We start from the raw sequence: 22983 nt of genomic DNA, 5'->3' as shown, positions 1-22983 counted from the left end.
CCTCCCAAACCTGTTACCAAAGAACCTTGAGCAGCAGTTAATACTAAACTCTTTTCAACATCAGTTGGTGTGTTTGGGTTTGTGTTTATGTCTAATTCATCTTCACAAGCTGTTAAAAGAGCGAAGAGAAAAAATATTCCTATAAATTTTTTCATATTATTCATTGTTTTAATTTTTAAAATTTAGCTTTTACAGTTAAACCAAAACTTCTTGTTGTTGGATTTGAGCTAAACTCACCAAATTGACTGTTAAGGTCTGTTCCAAATGTTGAAACTTCAGGATCAATATATTGATTTGATTCAGGTGTAAAAAGTAAAAGGTTTCTTCCCACAAATGTTATTGATAAATCTTCAAAAGGTGTTTTATCAATAATCTTATCTGAGAATCTATAACTAAATGTTACTTCTCTTAACTTCACATATGATTTGTCAATCACGTTATCTCTATCCGTTGCTGTTGCACGGTAATAATCATCCCAATGCCCAGTATCTATCGCAGTAGTATTTTCAACATAACTAATACCTCCTGAACCGTTATCTACTTGCTGAACTGAACCAGGAATTATATAAGGTTGTCTATCGTTTATTGTTGTAGTTATTGAATTACCTGTAAAACGAGTAATTGCAGCTGTACGACTAAACATTAAACCTCCTTGTCTAGAATCAAATGTAAAACCAAATGAAAACCCTTTATAAGAAAAACTATTTGTTAATCCAACTGTGTAATCATATTGTGTATCTCCATATACTTCTTTAATAGGTGAAGCAATTGGAATACCATTATTATCAACTACAATATTTCCACTTGGATCAGTTAAAGGCACAGAGCCTTCAATTAGCGCTAAAGGCTGTCCTTCTCTTGCTATTAAACTTGTAGTACTTAAACCTCCTAAAGCTAATTGATCAATTCTGTCATCTAATTCTTCAAGAATTGCATCATTTGTTGAAAAGTTAATTGCTACATCCCAATTAAACCCATTAGAATTTCTAAAAATTCCAGCTTTTAAAAGTGCTTCAAAACCTTTATTTGAAATTGTCCCAATATTTGCTGTTTGAGTTGTAAAACCTGATGACGCCGCTAAAGGCAACGATAAAATTTGGTTTTCAACTGTAGCATCATAATATGTAAAATCAAGTGCTATTCTGTTTTTTAAGAAAGCTAATTCTGCTCCTATTTCAAATTCTTTTCTTCTTTCTGGTTGTAAATCAGGGTTACCTGCTCTATTACCAACTTCCCAAGCATTGATTCCTCCTACTGGAAAATTCAAATTTCTAAACCCCTGGTTATCTGTGCTCCCCAAAACAAATACCGGATCTATTTGATAAGGAGCTGTATCAACACCTGTTTCACCATAACCAATTCTTAACTTACCATAACTAAGTACATTCTTAATTTCAGGAAATGTATTTGTTGCAACCCAAGATGTATTTATACCACCATATAAAACCGATCTGTTTTCAGATGGAAGTGTAGAATACCAATCATTTCTTAAATTAGTTGTTAAATACAACATATTATTATACGAAAGTGTTGTAGAGTTTAAAACTCCAAAAAGTCTTCTTTTTGAAATTAATGATGCTGTTGTTGGAGCATCAGATGAATTTGATAAAGAATAAAAATCTGGTATATCTTGTGAAGTTACAGAAGCTGTTAAAGACGACGCTGTTCTTTCGTTATAATTTAAACCAAATGTAGTTTCAATATTCAAATTATCGTTTATGCTTTTATCCATGCTAAATAATAAATCATGGTTTAACTGCTTTACAAAATTAACTCCTTCAGAGTATGAACCTGGCTGTTCAGTACTTGAACCATCATTTGGACTACCTGGTAATGCGTCAATAATTGCTGTCCATATTCTTGTTTTATCACTAGATTGATCTATCCCCAATCTATAAGAAACATTTAACCAATCATTCAACTCTGCACTTACATTAAACGAACCATATAATCTTTCTTTTGAAAATTTTGCGCCATCTTCATTTAATGAAAAATAAGGGTTTGTAATTCCAAAAGCTGTGTAATAATTAGAAACACTATTAAATGGGTCGTTTTGATAATCGCTAAACTCTGTTATATCAATATCGGTAGGAATTTGCATCAAGTTATTATACACTGTAGTACCTTGCCCTGCAGCAATACCAGACCCTCTAACGTTTACATAGTTTAAATTACCACCAAAAGTTAAAAAGTCCATTTTTGAATTAAATGAAAGCGACAATGTGTTTCTTTCATTAGAATCTGCCTTTGTAGGATAGATACCATCAGAAGTAGTATTGTTAAATGATATTCTACCTGTAGTATCTTCAGAACCTCCTGAAATAGCTAAATTAGTAACATATGAAGTTCCTACATCAAAAAAGTTTCTAAGTTGATCTTCTTGAAATGAATAAGGTTTCACTTTTTGAGAATTATTAACTACGTTACCCCATAAAAGAAGCTCATCGTTAAAACGAGGCCCCCAAGAACCATTTTCACCTAAATAATGTATACCATCCCAACCTTGACCAAATTCACTTTGATAATTAGGAGTTCTTAATACATCACTAAACATTGCTGTTGTTGAAAAATCAACAGTTAGTTTAGATTTTGACCCTTTTTTAGTTGTAATTAAAACAACACCATTGGCAGCTCTAGAACCATATAACGCAGTACTAGATGCACCTTTTAGTATTGAAATAGTTTCAATATCTTCTGGGTTAATTTCACCAGACCCTCGACCAAAGTCATAAGCTCCGTTTAAACTATTTGAAAAAGTTGAAGCATTATTAACAGGTACTCCATCAATAATATATAAAGGTTGATTGCTACCACCTATTGTGCTAAAACCTCTAATTATTACACCCGAAGATGAACCCGGGTCAGTTGAAGCGCTTGAAATAACAACACCTGCAACTTTACCTTTAATTGCATCAGCCAAATTAGTTTGAGAACCTTGATTTAGCTCTTCAGAACTTACTATTGTTGTTGCTGATCCAATTGAAGCTTTTTCTCGTTTAATACCTAATGCTGTAACTACAACTTCTTCAAGTGCTTCAGCACTTTCTGTTAGTACAACATTTACTTCATTTAAATTGTCAACTGTTTTTTCTAAAGTATTCATTCCTACAAAACTAAAAACTAGTACATCTCCAATCTTAGTTTTTATAGAATACTGACCATCAAAATCTGTTAATGTACCATTTGATGTTCCTTTGACAATTACATTTACCCCTGGTAAAGGGTCACTTTGTTCAGATACTACAGTACCTGCTACCGTTTTCTCTTGTGAATACATACTTATACAAGTACCCAACAAAAACACTAGAGAAACTAAAAATTTGTAACCTCGATTCATGAATTTCATTTTAAATTAATATCTGGCTAATATATCTACGTTAAGGCGCCATTTACTTTTCCATGAAGTGAACCGTTTCTATTTTGATGTAAAACCCATCATAAAAGCTATGAAAAACTTAGAATTTATTTTCAATATTTTTAAAACAATAGAATTAAACTACAATCTTTTACCATTATTTAAGCTTCAAAGACATACAATAAAAGAGTGTTCATTTATTTCAAATAGAACTCTCAAATGATTTAAATGACTAGTTATTTGATTTGAACACCACTATAACTGAAGTGTAATTGGCTTTTTTAGATTTAAATTAACATTTGATAACTGTTTAGATAGCATTAAAATAGTTATTTTGTAAAAAAAATTAATGTTAACTTATTACTTATGAACATAAATACTCTAATAATTGATGATGAAACATTAGCTAGACAGCGGCTTGTTAACTTAGTGAATGATGTTTCTGAATTAACTATTTTAGGTGAGTGTGCAACTGGTAAAGAAGCTATTGCAGCTATTAATAACTTAGCCCCTGATTTGATTTTTTTAGATATTCAAATGAAGGACATGACAGGGTTTGATGTTCTTAAAAAAATAACTATCGAAAAAAAACCATTAATTATTTTTGTTACCGCATATAATGAATATGCGGTAAAAGCATTTGATTTTTTTGCCTTTGACTATTTACTAAAACCGTATAAAGATGATCGGTTTTTTAAATCTATATCTAATATTTCAAACTATATAAATAACAATAATTATGATCCGTTTGAAGATAAAATTAACGATTTAATAAAATTTGTAAAAACTTCTAATCAACCATCAACAAATTATTCTGAAAAACTTCCTATTAAACTTGGAAACAAAATATTTTTTATAAAAACCTCAGATATCATATATATATCAGCTTCTGGGTATTATGCTGAAATTTTTACTACTGAAAAGAAATACTTATTAAGAGATTCTTTAAGCAATTTAATCAACTCTTTAGATCCTAATAAATTTATTAGAATACATCGTTCAACAATTATTAATTTAAACGAAACTGGGGAATTAATAAATTCTAATTATGGTGAAATAGACATTAAAATGAACGACAACAAATTATTTAGAATAAGTAAAAGTTACAAAAAGGAATTTCTAATAAAAATGGGGCTCTAATTATGAAAAAGTATATAGACTTTAAACTACTTCAAATTTTAGCATTATTTTATACCATTTCATCATTAGTATCTCTTATTAAAATTTCATACTTAAAAGTAAATAACTTTGGTTATGAATTTACATCTTGGAATGAAATAATACTAGAAACAATTGTTTTAGATTGGATAATTGTTATGCTTGTTATGTCTGTAATTGCCATTACAACTAAGATAATGATCTCTCAAAAAATAAAATGGAGGTACATTGTTACTTTACATGCCTTTTTCTCTCTTTTTATTGGGTTTATTTTATACTTTCTTTCTTCCATTATTTATTTAATTAGTGGTCAAATAGCCTATTCTGAAATTGATTTCGAAAGCCATTTTGCAGGCATAATATCGGTCTTAGATTTAAACTTTTTAGTGTATTTCTCAATGATAAGCATTGTGTACTCTTATTATTATTTTCAAAAGACACAAAAATCTGAACTTGAAAAGTCTCAATTAACGAATCAATTAACGAATGCTAAATTAAATATACTAAAGTATAAATTACATCCTCACTTTCTTTTCAATACCCTTAATAGCATTTCATCACTTATACAAACTGATGCAAAATTAGCTCAAGATACCATCGCCGATTTTGGAAATTTACTAAGAGATTTACTAGATTTAAAAGATACTAGCTTAATTACATTAAAAGAAGAATTAAACATATCTAAAAGATACTTAGATATTATGACTTTAAGGTTTTCAGATCACTTAACTATATCTGTAAATATTGAAAAAGGAATAGAAAAAGTATTAGTTCCAAGCTTAATTTTATTACCTATAATAGAAAATTGTATTAAACATGGTTATTCTTATGATTTCACTTCTTTAAATATTGAAATCTCTGTAACTACTAAAAAAAACAACATTATTTTTAATATAAAAAATGATGGAGCACCTTTAAAAACTAACCTTAAAAGAAAGGGGCAAGGATTGCAAAACACCATTGACCGTCTAAATATACTTTACAACTCTAACTACAAATATACAATGACCAAACAAAAAAACAATAAAGGTGTTGTAACTACAATTGTTATTCCAATAAATAAATAACCTGCATTTTAACACTCTTTAACTTTAATTGTTAAAATAGCGTTAATAAAGTGTTAATGATGAAACGTTCTTAGAAATTGGTAGTCTTTTTAATATAGCTTTAATCAAAACTAACAATTGCACCATGAGAAACTTCTTAACTTTCGCCTTACTTATTTTTATAACATTTCCTAGTTACAGTGTCCGTAATTCAAACCAATCAATCATTCGTCATATAAATCCAATTCCTAAAAAGAAAACATGTAAAACTTCAAAACAATCTTTTACTCACTTTAACCCTTATAAGATGGGTAGTTTTTGTAGATTGATCCAAATTGGAAATTATAAAGCTGTAAATACATTAATAAATAAAGGAGTTGATATCAATAAGAAATCGCTAAAATTAACACCATTAATGTACGCCGCTAGACATAATAGAGTTAATATCCTTAAACTACTTATAGAAAAAGGTGCGCATTTAAAAACAAGATCTGATAATGGTTTTACAGCTTTAAATTGGGCTAAGCATGCAAATGCAAAAGAAGCTTACGAAATTCTTTTAAAAGCCAAAAAATCGTAAGAATAATTTATTTAGTTTAACTACTTTTGCAATGTATGAAAGTAGTTAAAGATCAATTAGGAAGAGACATTTCATTAAAAAGCACTCCAAAAAGAATTATTTCTTTAGTACCATCTCAAACTGAATTATTATGTGATTTAGGGTTAGAAAATGAGTTGGTTGGCATTACTAAGTTTTGTGTACATCCCTATCATTTAAAATCAACCAAAACTATTGTTGGTGGCACAAAAAAAGTAGATTTTAAAAAAATTAAAGCCTTAAATCCCGATTTTATTTTATGCAGCAAAGAAGAAAACTCCTTTAATTTTCTTCCTGAATTAGAAAAAATAGCTCCTACTTATTTTTCTGATGTAGCTACAATTCAAGATTCAATAGATTTAATTTTAAGTTTAGGTACAATTTTTAACAGACGAACTGAAAGCGATAACTTAGCTCATAAAATAGAATTTAAATTAGCCGATTTTAAACAATTTATAAAAGATAAACCTACTAGAAAAGTAGCTTATTTTATTTGGGCAAATCCTTGGATGGTTGCTGGAAACGACACTTATATTCACGAATTATTAAAACTGAATAAGTTTGAAAACATTTATAAGCATATGAGTAGATATCCAAAAATAGAAATTGACAAAATTAGACACGAAGGAGATCCAGATGTTATTATTTTATCTTCAGAACCTTATTCTTTTAAAGATGAACACGCCATGGAAATTGGATCATATACAAATAGATCTATCACTGTTTTTGGTGATGGTGAATTATTTAGTTGGTTTGGCTCTCGGATCCTACATTCTTTTGATTATTTTAAAGAATTACATGTAAAATTAGAAAGCCATTTTTAATAGGACTACTATTTATTCCACTGCTTTTTGAGCATCTAAAGATTTTCTTAACCACCACATTAATGCAACTGACAAGAATCCTAAACCACCCATTAAGTACCAGTTAAATTCAAAACCAAACCTTGCAATCATTTCCATTCCTGTTTTTGCACTAAAAATATGTGCAAACGAAAAAGCCATAGAATACGAAGCTAAATAAAGTCCTTCTTTGCCTGATGGTGCTCTATTCATTGCAAAATTATTTGTAAACGGAAATGCCAGCATTTCACCAAGTGTGATAAACAACATACTTATTACTAAAATTCCAACCCAAGCTGACACATTTAATAACATAAAGCTTAATGCAAACAACACCAAACTCCAACTAATAATTTTAAACTTATCTAATAATTTCGTTTCTATATAATGAATTAAAGGCATTTCAAATAAGAAAATTAAAAACCCGTTCATAGCCATTATCAATCCTATTTCTACTTCAGTTAACGCATGAACTTCCTTATAATACAACGGCATTGTTGTAAACAATTGTAAAAACACAAAGCCCATTAAAAAAACCACTGCTAAAAATATCCAATAAGGTTTATCTTTAAAAATAGATGTTACATTATTCTCTGAACTTGCTTCAATTTTCTTCGGAAGAAATTCTTTTTCCTTTAAAACAACTCTCATCAATAATATAGCCGAAATACAAGTAATTCCATCAATCCAAAAAAGACCTGAATAACTTAAGGTAGTGATAATAAGACCCCCTAAAAATGGTCCAAATGAGAATCCTAAGTTAATTGCCAAACGAATTAATGTTAACGATCTTGTTTGGTTTTCAGGCTTACTATAAGCTTTTAAAGATACAAACATTGCAGGTCTAAAAGTATCAGCAACGGTCATTGTTAAAAAAATCCCTATTGCAAAACCCATAAACGTAGATACATATTGAAGGCCAATAAATAGAAACCCTGTTATTAGCAAACTCCAAAACATTACTTTATAAAACCCAAATTTATCCGTTAGTTTACCTCCAAGCCAAGAGCCTAACAATGAACCCACTCCAAAGCTTGTCATAATCCAACCTACTTGACCTAAAGTTAACTTTAAGTTCTCCGTTAAATACAATGATAAGAAAGGTAATACCATGGTGCCTGCCCTATTAATAAATGTTATTAAAGCCAACCACCAAACTTCTTTTGATAGTCCTTTAAATGAATTGTGGTAACTATTTACTGCTTTTTTTACCATAGTGTAAAATTAAAAAACCCGGCTAAAAGCCGGGTTTAAAATGAATTGATATTATTTATTCTTAAATAATTATAACATATACATATCCCGATAGTCTTTTAAAAACCACTTAATTACGGTGCTATTTAGCTTACAATTATTCATAAAATTCTCTTATATTTTTATCAAAACTACAAAATATTTCGAATAAACAACATTTTTTTATCAAACTAATAATATTTAGTACTTTTGAACATCTAACAATTCAACTATGAAACAATTATTTTTTACTTTAACAATAATCGCCATATTTAGCAACTGTACTGCTCAAAAAACTTCGTATGAAGACGAGATTAGATTAGTTCAACACGAGTTGAATACGCATTATAGTGATGCAACAACATCTCCTTTAACAAAAAAAGATTTAAAAACATTTAAAGGGTTAGAGTTTTTTAAAATTGATGAAAAATATAAAGTTGAAGCTTCTTTTGAATTAACACCAAATACCCCAATTTTTGAAATGCAAACAACAACAGACCGTTTGCCTTTGTATAAAAAATACGGAATAGCTCGTTTTACCTTAAATGGTGAACAATTAGAATTAAGTATTTATCAAAATCAAAAATTAATGACAGATGTAGAATATGAAGACTATCTATTTATCCCTTTTAACGATACTACAAATGGTAGCTTAAGTTATGGTGGTGGACGTTATATTGATTTGGAAATCCCTTCAGAAGGAAGCGAAACAATTATCATAGATTTTAACAAAGCTTACAACCCGTATTGTGCTTACAACAGTAGATACTCTTGCCCAATACCACCTTCTGAAAATAATTTGAAAATTTCGATTTTGGCTGGTGTAAAAGCCTTTGGTAAACATCATTAAAAAAAGCCTATTCAGAAATTTTCTGAATAGGCTTTTTAAATAAATACTTGTGAATTATTTTTATAGTGAAATTAAGAATACTAAATAAGCATCTTCAGTGTCAGGATTAAAAATAGCTGATGCTGAAACACCTAAACTAAATGAATCTGTCATTTTAATATCTTTTCCTGCAGAAATTCCAAAATTAGTAACTGTAAACTCACCATCTACACTGTATATTTCGTTACCAGCACCAACAAAAGCACTTAATTCTGTTTCGCCAATTGTAAACGGATATCCAATTTCTGTGTATACTGAATTTGCATCATCATTATATACATTTACCCCTAACATTAAAGATAAAGGAAATTTTTCTACACCATCAAAACTTATAGTTGCTTCACCAACGTGATTTTTAATTTGAAAATATCCATCTGATAAACCATCAACTGGAAATGCGTAATCTGTAAACCCTAAAGATACAGCTCCAAATGAATACCCTGCATAAAAATCAAATTCCTGACCAACTACCTGTCCTCCAGTTTCGTAAGAAGCCCAAGCTCCTAATGTGAAATTTCCTGAACTATATTCAGCATATGGTTGAACTGCTGGAGAATCAGAAAATTCTAAACCTCTCCATACATACCTACTTGCAAAATCAACTCCAATATCAAATGAAGCTTTAGGTTCTTCTTGTGCATTCATTGTACTAATTGATATTACTGCTACCAATACTAATAATGTTCTTTTAATTGTTTTCATAAATTAATGTTTTAATTGTAAATAATTTTTGGCAATAATTGCCCTGCTAAGTGAAAAATCACTTAATTAATATTTTTAAATAAATGGAATTTAAATTGGTAGTTAACATAGCTAACTACCAATTTAATATGTGATAATTAGTGTTGATTTAAACGAAAATCTGGATAAGCATCCATACCGTGTTCGTGAATATCTAAACCTTCTTGCTCTTCCTCTACTGATACTCTAATACCTACTGTTACTTTTAAAGTTTTAATGATAGCATATGCTGATATTAAACAAAATGCTCCAATTGAAACTACCCCAATAGCTTGGTATCCTAATTGAGACCAACTTGCTAGATCTCCAAAAATTCCTACTGCTAAAGTTCCCCAAATTCCACAAATTAAGTGAACTGCAATTGCTCCAACTGGATCATCTAATTTTAATTTATCAATTAACGCTACTCCAAATACAATTAGACAACCTGCAACCGCACCTATTAGAATAGAGTCTGTTACGCTCATAACATCTGCACCAGCTGTAATACCAACTAATCCACCAAGTATACCATTTAAAAACATCGATAAATCGTATTGCTTGTATTTTAATAGAGAGAATAAAAATGCTGATAATCCACCAGTTGCTGCGGCTAAACATGTAGTTACTAATACTAGTGATGTTACACCTGGGTCTGCAGAAAGTACAGAACCTCCGTTAAATCCAAACCATCCTAACCATAAAATAAATACACCTGCTGTAGCAATAGGAATATTGTGCCCTGGTATAGCTCCTAATGAACCATCTTTTTTAAATTTCCCAATTCTTGCACCTAGTAACCAAACTGCTACTAATGCTGCCCATCCACCAACTGAATGTACCAATGTTGATCCTGCAAAGTCATAAAATCCTAATTCATCTAACCAACCCGTTCCCCATTTCCAAGAGCCTGTAATTGGATAAACTACTCCAACATAAATGATTGTAAAAATCATAAACGGTCCTAATTTAATTCTTTCAGCAACTGCTCCCGAAACAATTGTTGCTGCTGTAGCTGCAAACATTCCTTGAAACAAAAAGTCAGTCCAATATGTATAACCTCCCCCTGCATATTCAGCAGTTAATCCGTTTTCAGGAAGTGATAATCCAAATAAATCAATAAAATAATCAGGAACTACTCCTGCTATAAATGACCCTGGATACATTAAGTTGAAACCAACTAATGCATATAATACCATTCCTATTGAAATAATAAATACATTTTTAAATAATATATTTATTGTATTTTTTTGTCTTGTTAATCCTATCTCTAACAATGAAAATCCTAAGTGCATAAAAAATACCAATGCCGTGCAAATCATCATCCAAACATTGTTCGTAGTAAATAATGTGTTCTCCATAATATAATAGTTTGTTGTTGTTGTGTTGTGTTTTATTTTATTGAGTCTTTCCCTTTTTCTCCTGTTCTAATTCTGTAAGATTCTAAAACATCCGAAACAAATATTTTCCCATCTCCTACATTTCCTGTCCCTGCAGATTTCAAAATAGCGTCAATTGTAATCTCTAAAAATGGATCAGAAACTATAATTGATAAAAATCTACGTTGAATATCTGAAGTACTGTAACTAACTCCTCTATACACATGGCCTTGTTTTTCATTACCAACCCCTGTTACATCCCAGTAACTGAAAAAGTTGACTTCAATTTGATGCAAAGCTTCCTTTACTTCATCAAATTTTGATTTTCTAATAATTGCTTCAATTTTCTTCATAATAAAATGATTTTAATAGTTGATTTCGGGTCAAAAATATAATTATATTTTATAACCCCCTAATTTTATAGGGTTAACTGAGTTATTTTTATAAATAATCATAATTATACCCTGTTTTTTTATAGGGTTCGTAAATTTAAATGATTTTTATATGGTAATTTTTGATTTTCAAAGGGGTCAATTGCCCTAAAATGAAGAATATTTGTTTGATACCCCTAAAAATTAGGGGTATCATTTTCAATAATCGTTAATTATTATTTTGTAAAGGAAAAAAGAAGTAAATATTAACCGTTTATATTACGAATTAAAGAAGCTTTGAAATGTATAAACCTAAAAATACAGCTGTAAAACCTAAAATCAAAGACAGTAATGTGTAAGGTAAAAAACTAAAGTAATCACCATTTTTGATTAAAAGATGATTTTCATAAGCAAAAGTAGAAAAAGTAGTAAATCCACCACAGAAACCTGTAGCAAGTAATAAAGATTGACTTTGAGACATATTTCCTGTTCTACCCAAATAACCTAAAATAACACCAATCAACAAACTACCAAGCACATTAGACAACATTGTACCATACGGAATGGCATTTTCAATATTATTTAGCCACTTACCAACTAAATATCTTGCAACACTTCCAAAACCACCACCTACAAATACTAATAAAGCTTGTTTCATTATATTATAATTTAATGACATCAGCACCAACCCAGCTCCATTTACCTGTTACAGTTCCTTTTTCCAAGGTAAGTACTCCAGGGTTTGACCTAATAATAGTTTTTAATGTAGTTTCATCACAAAAAAGCATTTCTACATTTAAATTGAATTTATTTTTGATTTTTAAATATTCTTCATTCATAGAAGATGTTAACGTATAGACAGTGTATCCTTTTTTAATAGCTTCATCTGAAACTTTTTTAATAGCCGAAAAACCTTGTAAATCGCTTTTACTTAAATTATACGCAACTATTAATAGCACATTATCTTTAGCAAGTACAGCTTCGGTTAAATCTTCTCCTTCAACAGATTCTAAAAAGAAATCATGTATTGGAGGTTCTTCTTCTCCTATATATTCCATTCCTTCAGAAATATTTTTACCAACTGCGTATGGTCTAAAATCTATAATTGGTAAATGCACTAAGACATGGTATGTAATATATAAAAAGGTGAAAAACGATAAAAAAGTAATCCACTTTGAAATTGTTAAACTAAATAATGGTTTTATAAACTGTTGTTTTAAGACTAAAATCAATATTAAAATAACCAAGACAACATTTTTATAAAACGTTCCCCAAGTTGATAATTTAACAGCATCTCCAAAACATCCACAATCTGTAACCTTATCGTAATAAGAAGAATACCATGTTAAAAACAAGAAAACAAGTATCATTCCTAATAAGCTCCACACCGTTAACTTTGGTAAATAACCCAAAAACAATAATACACCTAACATAATTTCACCCAGAATTAAAAGAATAGAAAATGGCAATGCGTATGGAATTAAAAACTCCATGTTTAAAACATCATATCCAAAATATTCTTGAAATTTATACGAAGAACCTAAAGGGTCAACTAGTTTTACAAAACCTGAAAAGATAAATGTAACAACAACTATGAGTCGAGAAATTTGTACGAGTATTTTCATGTTATTCGGTTTCTTTAATATGTATTAAAGCAAAAACAGCATAGTTTACCATATCTTGATAATTTGCATCAATTCCTTCAGAAACAATTGTTTTACCACTATTATCTTCAATTTGTTTAACTCTTAATAGCTTTTGCAAAATTAAATCAGTTAATGAACTAACTCGCATATCTCGCCAAGCTTCACCATAATCATGGTTTTTGTCTTCCATTAACTGCTTAGTAATCGCTACATGCTTATCATACAACACAACAGCCTCTTCAGTTTCTAAATCAGGTTGTTCAACAATTCCTTTTTCTAATTGAATTAAAGCCATTATTGAATAGTTAATAATTCCAATAAATTCAGAAACTTCTCCTTCATCAACTTTTCTAGTATTATTTTGCTGTAATTGACGAATACGTTGTGCCTTTATAAAAATTTGATCGGTTAATGATGGTAACCGCAATATTCGCCAAGCACATCCGTAATCTTTTAATTTATTTATATATAATGAACGACATTTTTTAATAGCCTCGTCGTATTGTTTTGAAGTTTGTTGCATGTAACTTTAATTATTTCCGTAAATTTCGAACAAATTTAATGAATTAAAAAATCAAATTAACATAATGAAGAAAATAGCTGTTTTTTGTGGTTCAAGCCTAGGTTTTAATGAAATTTATAAAAATGATGCTATAAAACTAGGAAATCATTTTGTTGAAAATAGCATAGGAATGGTATACGGCGGTGGAAAAATTGGAATGATGGGAATTTTAGCCGATACAATTATCCAGCAAAATGGTGAAGTAATTGGTGTAATTCCCGGTTTATTACGTCACGAAGAAGTTGCACATACTGAAATTACCGAAATGATTGTTACCAAAACAATGAGTAAACGAAAAGTAAAAATTAGCAAACTAGCTGATGGTTACATTGCTTTACCTGGAGGTTTTGGAACTTTAGACGAAATTTTTGAAGCTTTAACTTTAGGACAATTAGGTATTGAAAGTAAACCTGTTGGCATTTTAAATACGAACGGTTTTTTTAATCATTTAATTAAACAATTAGATGTAATGGTAACTGAAGGATATTTAAAACAATCTAACAAAGAAATGCTAATTGTTAGTGATTCGGTTGATGAATTATGCACATTAATGCTAAATTATAAAGCACCAGAAATGACTAAAATAATTAATAAAGTTGTGAAGTAATGAATATAAATTGCAAAGGCACTTTAGTTAATTTATCATCGCCCAAAATAATGGGGATTTTAAATATTACGCCAGATTCTTTTTTTGATGGTGGAAAATATAACAGTTCTTCAGCTATTATTAATCACGCAGAAAAAATGTTAAGTGAAGGTGCTACTTTTGTTGATGTTGGCGCTTACTCATCACGCCCAGGCGCAAAACATATTTCAGAAGAAGTAGAATTAGCACGTATTACACCCATTATTAAACTACTTGTTGAAGAATTTCCAAACCTATTAATTTCAGTAGATACTTTTAGAAGTAAAATTGCTGAGCAATGTGTAAGCCTTGGTGCATGTATGGTTAATGACATTTCAGCAGGAAATTTAGACGCTAACATGTTTGCCACAATTGCAAAACTACAAGTTCCTTATGTGATAATGCATATGCAAAACACACCACAAAATATGCAAATAAAACCTATGTATGATGATGTGGTTAAAGATGTACTTTATTACTTTTCAAAAAAAATTAATGAATTACAATTACTAGGTGTAAATGATATTATTGCTGATGTTGGTTTTGGTTTTGGTAAAACTGTAACGCAAAATTACCAATTATTGAAACATTTAGATTTATTTAAAAACCTAAACGCACCAATACTTACAGGGTTATCAAGAAAATCAATGTTATTTAAACCTCTAGAAATTTCACAAAATGAAGCTTTAAATGCAACCACAACAGCAAATACAATTGCATTATTAAACGGCGCAAATATTTTACGAGTTCATGATGTAAAACAAGCCAATGAAGCAATTAAAATTGTTAAACTATTAAATAAAAATTAATGAAAAATATAATTATACTACTAGCTTCTTTTTTATTATTAAGTTGCACAAAAACTACTCTAAAAATACCAACACTCGCTGAAAAAGGAATTCAAGAAGTGCATAACCATTCAGAAATATGGATGTTTTTTGAAGTAAAAGATAATGATACCATTGCCAACATAAATAGAAAAAACACGATAAGCACCACACACTGGATTTTTAATATTGATAAAAAATTACCTTTAAAAACTATCATTCCTTCAGTTATAACTTTACAAGATAAACACGCAAACTCAATGCATTCAAAAAAAGGAATGCATAATTATTTTAGTTATTCTGATACTATTTCAGGAAAATTATCAATGCTAGAATTTGATAAAGTAATTTATAAAACTGACAGTACGCTCTCTAAATATCACATTAAAGAATTTAGTGAAAACTATAAAAATCACTTCAATATTAATTTAACATTCAATCCAAATAACACTTGGATTAACGATGCTAAAATGGAACAAGGTGAATTTAAAAATACATTACTTGAATTTATTGATTTTTCTTCGGAAGGAAAACAAACTATGTTGCATTTAAATTTTAATGAAAAATTATCATATCAAGAATATTTATTTTACAAAACAATGATTCATAGTTTAAAAAACAATGATATAATATGCAATGACCTAGAATTTATTTTCAATCAAACTAAAGTTCCAGATTGCGGCTGCGAATAACTATTTTGTATGCAATCTTTTTCCTATTTTTACAAAAACAACTTAAATGCTCGATTTTTTAGACTTTTCTTTGCTTGATATTTTAGACATTGTTTTGGTAGCAGTATTACTTTATTATGTGTATAAATTATTAAAAGGAACAGTCGCTATCAATATTTTTATTGGAATTGCATTGGTAGTACTTATTTGGAAAATTACGCAAGCATTACAAATGGAAATGCTAAGCGGCTTACTGGGTACTTTAATTAGCTTAGGAGCAATAGCAATACTAATTGTTTTTCAGCCCGAAGTACGAAAGTTTTTATTAATGTTAGGCTCTACAAATTTCACTAATAAACGCAGTTTTTTAAAACAACTTAGTTTTTTAAAAACTGAAATTCACACCAATATGGATGTTGAATCTATTGTTTTAGCTTGTGAAGAAATGGCGGTTACAAAAACAGGAGCGCTTATTGTTTTAGAACGAAATCATAATTTAGATTTTGTAAAATCTACTGGTGATAAAATGGATATTGAAATTAACAAACCAATATTAAAAAGTATATTTTATAAGAATAGTCCGCTGCATGATGGTGCTATTATTATTAAAGAAAACTTTATTGTTGCCACAAGAATTATTTTACCATTATCTAAAAAAAACCTTCCTGCAAGATTTGGTTTACGCCATAGAGCCGCCATTGGAATTACTGAAAAAACTGATGCGCTTTGTGTTCTTGTTTCGGAAGAAACAGGCGAAATTTCTTATATTAAAGATGGAGAGTTTGTATTGTTTAAAAGTAATAATGAACTAATTGAAACTATCCGTTACGATCTAACTTAAGCAACCTCATTAGCAAACTGCATATTATACAACGTTTTATAATACCCATTTTTAGCTAACAATTCTAAATGAGAACCTTGCTCTACAATTTCACCTTTATCCATTACAATAATTCTATCCGCTTTTTTTACTGTAGTTAGTCTATGCGCTATAATTATTGAAGTTTGATGTTGCGTAATTTTATCGGTCGCTTTTTGAATTAATTTTTCCGAATACGAATCTATAGAAGAAGTTGCCTCATCTAAAATTAACACACTTGGTTTACTCACATACGCGCGTAAAAATGCAATTAATTGTCTTTGACCTGAAGATAGCATTACACCACGTTCTTTTACATTATAATGGTAGTTATTTGGCAAACTCATAATAAACTTATGAATCCCAATTTCTTTTGCCGCTTTTTTTACTTCACCTAACGTAATGGTTTCATCACTTAAAATAATATTATTAAAAATTGAATCAGAAAACAAAAAAACGTCTTGTAAAACTATAGCAATTTGATTTCGTAAAGAAGTTAAAGTGTATTGATTAATATTATGATTATCTACACAAATTTCTCCTTTATCAATTTCATAAAAACGATTTACCAAATTAATTATGGTAGATTTTCCTGCGCCAGTTGCTCCAACAATTGCAATTGTTTCACCTTCTTTTACATTAAAGGAGATTCCTTTTAGTACTTCTTCGCCTTTAATATAACTAAAATGAACATTTTTAAAAGCTATATTTCCTTTAAAATTAACAGCTTCAACATTCCCTGTTTTAGCAATTTGACTTTGAGTATCAAGCACTTCAAAAACACGATCACCAGCTACCATTCCCATTTGAAGCGTATTAAACTTATCTGCTATTTGACGTAACGGTCTAAATAACATCTGAGACATCATAATAAAAGCAATAATTTCTCCTGCATTTGTAGTTCCAGAATTTACAACATCTAAACTACCATACCAAACCAATAAACCAACGGCTATTGATGAAAGAATTTCAGCAATTGGAAAGAAAATTGAATAATACCAAACAGTTTTTACGTGTGCTTTTTTATGTTTCTCGTTTATTTCAATAAAATTTTGATATTCTATTTTTTCACGATTAAAAAGCTGAACAATGTTCATTCCTGTAACACGCTCTTGTACAAAACCATTTAAGTTTGCAACTTGAATTCTCACTTCTTGAAAGGCTGATTTTATAGCAATTTGAAATAATTTAGTAGCATAAATTAAAATTGGAAGTACAATAAATGCTATAAGTGCCATTCTCCAATTCATCCATAACATAACAATAGCAACCACTAACATTTTTAACAAATCACTTATAATCATAAATAAACCTTGTCCAAAAAATTGTGATATAGTTTCTGTATCTGAAACTAATCTAGTTACTAATTTTCCAACTGAAGAAGTATCAAAATAAGCCATTTTAAATTGCAACATATGTTTTTGCAATCGCACTCTAATATCTTTTATAATGTGTTGTCCAAGCCAATTTACCTTGTAAATAAAAATAAACTGCATAAAAACTTCAGCGAGTAAAAAGGCACACATTAATAATATATTGTTTAAAATACCTACTTCATCTTTCGCTTCAAAATGAATTTTTACAATTCTTTCAAGCAAAATAGGTTTAGCAACAGACACCAACGACAGTAGAATGGCTGACATTGTACCAATAAAAAATTGCATTTTATATATTGAAGCAAAACTCATTAAACGCTTAAATATTTTAGCGTCAAAAGCTTTCCCTGTAACCTTTTTACTCATGTATAAAAATTGTTTTTGGATAGGTAACTTGAGTTAAATACAACCCTTGTGCTGGCACAGATGTACCTGCATTACTCCTATTTTTACTTTCTATAATTTTTTTAAATTCTTCTAATGTTATTTTTTCTAATCCAACTTCGAGTAAAGTTCCAACAATAGCTCTTACCATATTTCTTAAAAACCTATCTGCAGTAATATGAAATATTAGACTTTTATTTGTTAAAACCCATGTTGCTTTTCTAACATCACAATTATAGGTTTGCACATTTGAAATTGTTTTAGAAAAACTTTTAAAGTTCGTGTAAGTTAGCAAAATTTCAGCAGCCTCATTCATTTTAACAATATTTAACTTTCTATTGTTTAGCTGCAAGGTGTTTTCTAATAAAAAAGGGTTTCTTCCCAAAAAAACTCGATATTCATAACTTCTACTAATTGCATTAAAACGCGCATGTGCATCTTCTGTAACTGCTAAAATTTTTTCAATAGCAATATCATTTGGTAGTATTGAATTTAGTTTATATGTTATATCTTTTGTATCAATTTTAGTATCAAAATCTACATGTGCAAATAATTGCTCGGCATGAACTCCTGTATCAGTTCTCCCTGCTCCAACAACATTAATAGGAGTTCTAAAAATTGTGGTAAGTGCCTTATTAATTAACTCTTGTACACTTATAGCGTCTGGTTGTTGCTGCCATCCATGGTAGTTTGTTCCTTTGTATGCTAATTCTATAAAATATCTCAATTGAAATGCTATTTTTGTACCGTTGCAAATATACATCATATTTACGATTTTAGAATTTAGATTACAAATGAAAAAAATACTATTACTTTCTGATACACATAGTTATATTGATGAACAAATATTAAAATTTGTAAAACAAGCAGATGAAGTTTGGCACGTTGGTGATATTGGGAATCTTGAAGTAATTGATCGTATTAAAAAGCTAAAACCCGTTAGAGCCGTTTATGGCAACATTGATAATGCTTTAATTAGAAGTGAATATCCTTTAGATAATAAATTTACCATTGAAAAAGTTACTGTTTGGATGACTCACATTGGTGGATACCCAAATAGATATGACCAAAGAATTAAAGAGGAAATTAAAAAAAATTCTCCACAACTTTTTATTAGCGGACACTCACATATTTTAAAGGTGATGTTTGATAAGAAGTTAAATATTTTACATATGAACCCTGGCGCCGCAGGTAAACATGGATTTCATAATGTAAGAACAATGATTCGTTTTGAGATTCATGAAGATAAAATATCTAAATTGGAAGTAATTGAACTAGAAAACCGTTAATACTCAATTGGTATAGACATATAAATTCTTGTTCCAGAATTGCTAGATTTTACATCAATAATTCCATTTAATACACTTATTCTTGCTTTTACCTGGTTTAAACCAATACCACTTTTTTTACTAATTTCTAAAACATCAAAACCAACACCATCATCAAAAATTATTAATTGTAGCTTCCCATTTAACTGTTCAATTTTAATTGTACCGTTTTTTGCTTCGCTATGTTTTATCATATTATTTACCATTTCAGTAATAATATTAAATATTTTTAATTCGAAATTTTTATTAAATCGGTCAATATTTTTAGAAACGCTCGTTAAATTTATTGCTGAATTTGAAGATTTTTCACATAAATCTTGAATTGCAACACTTAAGCCAAACTTTAATAAAACCGATGAAATTAGTTTGTGTGAAAGATCCCTAATTTGCTCTGAAGCTTCGTTAATAATTTTTTGTGTTTTTTCTATTTCAACAGGGAACTTACCTTTTATCTGTTTACTTCCAGCAAACAAGTGCAAGTTTGCAGCAGAAAGTAATGCGCTAACATTATCATGTAAAACTTCTGCTATTTTTTTTCGTTCTTCTAATCTACCATCTAAAGTAGCTGCTAAAATTTTTGATTGAGAATCACTTTTAATTTTTTCTATAGTACTTTGATAAACTAACTCATCTTGACTTATTTGTAACGCATGATTTTTCTTACTTAATTTATAAAGTTTATAAAGGACAAATATGCCTGAGAGTAAAATAAATATTGCAAATCCAAAACCAAATAATAAATATTCCGCTTTTAAACGCTTCGCTTTTTCAATTTCAGTTTCCTTTTCTTTGGCAGCCACTTTATATTTTGATTCTATTTCAGCAATTTCTTTATACTTTAATTCTTGCTGTAGCGAATCATTCAATGAAAAATACTTATCTTGATATTCAAATGCTTTTTTATAGTTTTTTAAAGCACTGTAAGCATAAGCCATGTTTATATAGGAAGAATTTCTAGTTTGCTTTTGCAAATCTTCTTGCCCAAATCCAACAATTAAAATCGATTTTTTAAATACTTGTAGTGCTTCATTATATCTTCCTTGCATATAATATATACCTCCTAAATTATTAAGTATCCCTGCTTCAATTTCTTTATTTCCTAGTTTATTTTGGTAGTTTGCAGCTATTTTTGAATGTATTATTGCTTTAGAGTAATTTTCTTTCAAATAATAAATACCTGATAAATTACCATGAATTTTAGCCTTTAAATTTTCATGATTTTGGACTTTCTCACCAATAATAACAGCTTTTTCATAATTTACCAATGCACTATCAACTAGACCATCAAGTTGAAAATTTCCACCTTTTTTAAATAATACATATTGTAATGTTTCATAATTCGTTTCAAGTAATGGAATTATTTTATTAAAGTGCAAAGTAGATTTTTTATAATCTCCGTTTTCTCTGTAAATATCAGCCAAAAGCTTTGTGCCTTCAATAAATAACAATGTATCGTTAGTGTTTTTAGCTTCTTCTATAATTAAATGTAATTCTTTTAAAGCCTCTTCAGTTTTATCGCTTTCTAATAACTCTTTTATGCCTTTTAATTTTTCATGAGTAAAAGAAATTAATTTAATATTAATAACAAAATTATTATTAAAATCCGCATAAGAAATACTAGCTATAACTGAATTACTAAACAGCATTAAAAAAGCTAAGAGAGTATATATTAATTTAAATAATTTCATTTTTACAACCATTAAATTTACTTAAACTAAATTATTTTTTACTGCATAAATTGCTAAACCAACAACGTTTTTAACTCCCAATTTACGAATTAAATTTTTACGATGTGTTTCAACTGTATTAACGCTAATGTGAAGAATTTCACTTATTTCTTTTGAATTATATTGTTGAGCTATTAAACGAAGTATTTCTGTTTCTCTTGCGGTAATTGAGCTAAAAAATGCGCTATCGTGTAGGGACGATTCTTTTTGTGAAAGTTGTTTTGTGAAAGTTTCCATTAACTTTTGCTGAATACTTTTACTAAAATATTGATGACCTTCATAAACTGTATTTATGGCTTCAACAATATTTTCTCCTGCACATTTCTTAGCTAAAAAACCACTTGCTCCTATTTTCAGCACCTCTTTAATTAGTTTTGTATCATCATAGCTTGAAAGTACAATAACTTTTTGCTGAAAACTATGTTCAAAAAAATTTTGCAAAACTACAATCCCATCAACCTTTGGCATATTAATATCTAAAATTAAGACATCAGCTTCATTAGAAGCAAACCAATTTAAAACATCTTCACCATTAAGAGAATACCCAACAACTTCAATATTTTTTTCAGTAGATAAAACTGCAATTATACCATCTATTAATATTTGATGATCATCTGCAATATGAACTTTTATCTTTTTCATTATTTTCCTCATTCAAAGATATTTAATAATTACGTAAAATATATAACCAAAAATAATGATTTTATTACATCACTGAAAACCGTTAGAAATAAAAAACCATTTCAATTTTATTGAAATGGTTTTTCTGCACTTAATATACTAAGATAAAAGGCTATCGTAATCTATCAACAGATTTTACAAGTTATTCATCCTTTTTAATTGCTTTATTTGCAATAGCTACAAATAAAATTGTTAAAATTGGAATGAGCAACCCAATACCTTTCTCCGAAACGTTAATTTCTCCAGATAAGTTTTGTGAAAAATATACAATAATACCTAATATAATAAAATTGATCAAAATTGATAATCGGCCTAAAACAAATTGTAATTGTCTTTTTTTAAATTGAAAAATAGCAATAAATGTTAAAAAAGCTGATACAAAAAATAATACTGCCATTACTTTAAGCATTATATTTTCTGATTTAAATGAATCTATAACAAAGAAGTTTATTTCCTGCTCATTTTTCCATAGTTTTAACATAAAAATTAAACCTCCTGAAAGTAATGTTGCAATTAATAAGTAAACTGTCTGTATTCTTTGAATCATAGATTTTACTAATGAAAAGCAAAAATACGTTTTCTTTTTAAAGAATAAAAGATTAGTTTTATAAAATAATTTTATATATTTGCAATGTTCTTATACTTAGCAACATAAGAAAACTACAACTAAAACGACTAATCACCACAAGTTTAATTCACAATTAAA

23 protein-coding genes are annotated in these 22983 nt (G+C 28.9%); 10 read left to right on the top strand and 13 right to left on the bottom strand.

The genetic code is table 11. The annotated features are described in order from the left end of the window. Window positions 1-175: 175 nt before the first annotated feature. Window positions 176-3337, bottom strand: coding sequence for a SusC/RagA family TonB-linked outer membrane protein (locus GQ540_RS00705; RefSeq protein ID WP_291795802.1), 3162 nt, complete (start codon window positions 3335-3337; stop codon window positions 176-178). A 384-nt stretch (window positions 3338-3721) separates the two neighbouring features. On the opposite strand from GQ540_RS00705, the gene GQ540_RS00700 reads away from it, so the two are divergent. The 4 genes from GQ540_RS00700 (at window position 3722) to GQ540_RS00685 (ending at window position 6981) form a co-directional block, all read left to right on the top strand. Continuing rightward, window positions 3722-4495 (top strand): LytTR family DNA-binding domain-containing protein, encoded by a 774-nt coding sequence (locus GQ540_RS00700; protein ID WP_291795800.1) that lies wholly within the window; start codon window positions 3722-3724, stop codon window positions 4493-4495. Window positions 4496-4497: 2 nt separating this feature from the next. After that, complete coding sequence (locus tag GQ540_RS00695; RefSeq protein WP_291795799.1) at window positions 4498-5580, top strand: sensor histidine kinase; 1083 nt, start codon at window positions 4498-4500, stop codon at window positions 5578-5580. Window positions 5581-5704: 124 nt separating this feature from the next. Next, entirely contained in the window at window positions 5705-6139 is a 435-nt protein-coding gene (locus tag GQ540_RS00690; protein WP_291795796.1) for an ankyrin repeat domain-containing protein, read from the top strand. Window positions 6140-6174: 35 nt separating this feature from the next. Beyond that, the gene (locus GQ540_RS00685; RefSeq protein WP_291795793.1) at window positions 6175-6981 is read left to right on the top strand and encodes an ABC transporter substrate-binding protein; all 807 of its coding nucleotides are present in this window, start codon (window positions 6175-6177) and stop codon (window positions 6979-6981) included. Between the two features lie 12 nt (window positions 6982-6993). On the opposite strand, the gene GQ540_RS00680 is transcribed toward GQ540_RS00685, so the two are convergent. Beyond that, on the bottom strand, window positions 6994-8214 hold the full coding sequence (locus GQ540_RS00680) for an MFS transporter (RefSeq protein ID WP_291795790.1): 1221 nt from the start codon (window positions 8212-8214) through the stop codon (window positions 6994-6996). A 250-nt stretch (window positions 8215-8464) separates the two neighbouring features. Here GQ540_RS00680 and GQ540_RS00675 point away from each other — a divergent pair, with 250 nt between their 5' ends. Further along, window positions 8465-9082, top strand: coding sequence for a DUF1684 domain-containing protein (locus GQ540_RS00675; RefSeq protein ID WP_291795787.1), 618 nt, complete (start codon window positions 8465-8467; stop codon window positions 9080-9082). Window positions 9083-9142: 60 nt separating this feature from the next. On the opposite strand, the gene GQ540_RS00670 is transcribed toward GQ540_RS00675, so the two are convergent. The 6 genes from GQ540_RS00670 to GQ540_RS00645 all read right to left on the bottom strand — a co-directional run bounded on the left by GQ540_RS00670 (window position 9143) and on the right by GQ540_RS00645 (window position 13760). Then, entirely contained in the window at window positions 9143-9823 is a 681-nt protein-coding gene (locus GQ540_RS00670) for a hypothetical protein (RefSeq protein ID WP_291795784.1), read from the bottom strand. A 137-nt stretch (window positions 9824-9960) separates the two neighbouring features. Continuing rightward, on the bottom strand, window positions 9961-11202 hold the full coding sequence (locus GQ540_RS00665; protein ID WP_291795781.1) for an ammonium transporter: 1242 nt from the start codon (window positions 11200-11202) through the stop codon (window positions 9961-9963). A 32-nt stretch (window positions 11203-11234) separates the two neighbouring features. Then, window positions 11235-11573, bottom strand: coding sequence for a P-II family nitrogen regulator (locus GQ540_RS00660; protein WP_291795779.1), 339 nt, complete (start codon window positions 11571-11573; stop codon window positions 11235-11237). 304 nt (window positions 11574-11877) lie between these two features. Then, the gene (gene crcB / locus GQ540_RS00655; protein WP_291795776.1) at window positions 11878-12249 is read right to left on the bottom strand and encodes a fluoride efflux transporter CrcB; all 372 of its coding nucleotides are present in this window, start codon (window positions 12247-12249) and stop codon (window positions 11878-11880) included. 4 nt (window positions 12250-12253) lie between these two features. Further along, entirely contained in the window at window positions 12254-13216 is a 963-nt protein-coding gene (locus GQ540_RS00650; RefSeq protein WP_291795773.1) for a DoxX family protein, read from the bottom strand. A 1-nt stretch (window position 13217) separates the two neighbouring features. Continuing rightward, window positions 13218-13760 carry a DUF1599 domain-containing protein gene (locus tag GQ540_RS00645; RefSeq protein WP_291795770.1) on the bottom strand — a complete coding sequence of 181 codons (543 nt, stop codon included), beginning with the start codon at window positions 13758-13760 and terminating at the stop codon, window positions 13218-13220. 64 nt (window positions 13761-13824) lie between these two features. On the opposite strand from GQ540_RS00645, the gene GQ540_RS00640 reads away from it, so the two are divergent. Genes GQ540_RS00640 through cdaA form a run of 4 tightly spaced genes read left to right on the top strand, consistent with a single transcriptional unit; the run spans window position 13825 to window position 16763 of the window. Further along, a complete protein-coding gene (locus tag GQ540_RS00640) occupies window positions 13825-14406 on the top strand; it encodes a TIGR00730 family Rossman fold protein (protein ID WP_291795766.1) in 582 nt (193 codons plus the stop codon). Then, window positions 14406-15233: a dihydropteroate synthase gene (gene folP / locus GQ540_RS00635; protein ID WP_291795763.1), complete on the top strand. Its 828-nt coding sequence runs from the start codon at window positions 14406-14408 to the stop codon at window positions 15231-15233. Before GQ540_RS00640 ends, folP begins: the two co-directional genes overlap by 1 nt. Continuing rightward, window positions 15233-15943, top strand: coding sequence for a hypothetical protein (locus GQ540_RS00630; RefSeq protein WP_291795761.1), 711 nt, complete (start codon window positions 15233-15235; stop codon window positions 15941-15943). Before folP ends, GQ540_RS00630 begins: the two co-directional genes overlap by 1 nt. 46 nt (window positions 15944-15989) lie before the next feature. Next, complete coding sequence (cdaA, locus tag GQ540_RS00625) at window positions 15990-16763, top strand: diadenylate cyclase CdaA (RefSeq protein ID WP_291795758.1); 774 nt, start codon at window positions 15990-15992, stop codon at window positions 16761-16763. Here the strand turns inward: cdaA and GQ540_RS00620 are convergent. Next, window positions 16760-18523: an ABC transporter ATP-binding protein gene (locus tag GQ540_RS00620; RefSeq protein ID WP_291795755.1), complete on the bottom strand. Its 1764-nt coding sequence runs from the start codon at window positions 18521-18523 to the stop codon at window positions 16760-16762. The two genes, cdaA and GQ540_RS00620, sit on opposite strands and share 4 nt — an antisense overlap. Beyond that, complete coding sequence (gene truA, locus GQ540_RS00615) at window positions 18516-19304, bottom strand: tRNA pseudouridine(38-40) synthase TruA (RefSeq protein ID WP_291795811.1); 789 nt, start codon at window positions 19302-19304, stop codon at window positions 18516-18518. Before truA ends, GQ540_RS00620 begins: the two co-directional genes overlap by 8 nt. 31 nt (window positions 19305-19335) lie before the next feature. On the opposite strand from truA, the gene GQ540_RS00610 reads away from it, so the two are divergent. After that, window positions 19336-19830 (top strand): metallophosphoesterase family protein, encoded by a 495-nt coding sequence (locus GQ540_RS00610; protein ID WP_291795752.1) that lies wholly within the window; start codon window positions 19336-19338, stop codon window positions 19828-19830. On the opposite strand, the gene GQ540_RS00605 is transcribed toward GQ540_RS00610, so the two are convergent. From GQ540_RS00605 to GQ540_RS00595, 3 genes are all read right to left on the bottom strand, one after another. Further along, entirely contained in the window at window positions 19827-21557 is a 1731-nt protein-coding gene (locus GQ540_RS00605) for a tetratricopeptide repeat protein (protein WP_291795750.1), read from the bottom strand. The two genes, GQ540_RS00610 and GQ540_RS00605, sit on opposite strands and share 4 nt — an antisense overlap. A 21-nt stretch (window positions 21558-21578) precedes the next feature. Then, a complete protein-coding gene (locus GQ540_RS00600) occupies window positions 21579-22238 on the bottom strand; it encodes a response regulator (protein ID WP_367205834.1) in 660 nt (219 codons plus the stop codon). A 181-nt stretch (window positions 22239-22419) separates the two neighbouring features. Next, window positions 22420-22824, bottom strand: a complete 405-nt coding sequence (locus GQ540_RS00595) for a DUF4293 family protein (RefSeq protein ID WP_291795747.1) — start codon at window positions 22822-22824, stop codon at window positions 22420-22422. Window positions 22825-22983: the final 159 nt, after the last annotated feature.

The sequence above is a fragment of the Lutibacter sp. genome (assembly GCF_013139515.1).
Taxonomy (GTDB): Bacteria; Bacteroidota; Bacteroidia; order Flavobacteriales; family Flavobacteriaceae; genus Lutibacter.
Note: the sequence above shows the minus strand (reverse complement) of the source record. Positions and strands in the feature narration are given on the sequence as shown.